Source organism: Noviherbaspirillum album (assembly GCF_035916955.1).
Lineage (GTDB): Bacteria > Pseudomonadota > Gammaproteobacteria > Burkholderiales > Burkholderiaceae_D > Noviherbaspirillum > Noviherbaspirillum album.
This window is the reverse complement of record NZ_JAWIIV010000133.1, coordinates 1-780: the sequence shown is the minus strand read 5'-3', so window position 1 is coordinate 780 and position 780 is coordinate 1. Positions and strand designations below refer to the sequence as shown.

1 protein-coding gene is annotated in these 780 nt (G+C 63.8%); it reads right to left on the bottom strand.

Going from position 1 to position 780, the window contains the following annotated elements; genetic code table 11:
- The coding region (locus RY831_RS33055) for a type VI secretion system Vgr family protein (RefSeq protein ID WP_437126354.1) at positions 1-691 on the bottom strand (691 nt) is incomplete at its 3' end.
- Positions 692-780: the final 89 nt, after the last annotated feature.

Below are 780 nucleotides of genomic sequence, written 5' to 3'. Positions count from 1 at the left end.
GCTCGACATACTGCGGCGCGGACGGCGCCTTGAAGTCGAAGGTGTTGAGCGCCACGCGCGAGGGCTGCAGGCTGCGCTGCGCAGAGAGCTGGGTGATGCCGCCGCGCTGGTGGGTGCGGTGGCCGCCGTTGAACTCGACAGTTGCATGGTGCTCATGCGGCGGGCAGAACGCGGCGTTGCAGGAGTCGTCGCAAATGACCAGGGTATGGCCGNCGACAGTTGCATGGTGCTCATGCGGCGGGCAGAACGCGGCGTTGCAGGAGTCGTCGCAAATGACCAGGGTATGGCCGTCGGCGCGGTGCTCGTAGAAATAAAACAGGCCGTACCGCTCCATCAGGCGGGCGAGGAACTGGGCGTCGGACTCGTGGTACTGGACGATGTAGTTCTCCGGCTCGTACTTTCCGCCGAGGCGGAACTGGACGTCGGCGATGCCCTGGTAGTCCTCGCGCAGGATGCGGTCGATGACTTGCTCGACGGTCTGGTCCTGGAAGATGCGGCAGTTGACGCGGTGCGAGAGAAACGACATCCAGGGCAGGACTTCAGCGTGGTAGCAGGCGAAGCCGCCGTCGGCATGGGAGAAGGCGAAGTGATGGATGTAGCCGTTGAGGTAGTGCTCGCTGCCGTCGTCCTGCTCGATGCCGATGGTGACGTTCTTGCCGATGAGTTCCTTGAGTTCGATGCCGGCATGGATGGAGAGCAGTTGCAGGCGGATGTGGAAGGCTTCGGACAGCGCCGCATGGGCATGCAGGGTGTCGATGAGCAGGGTCTTCTCCGGCGGCA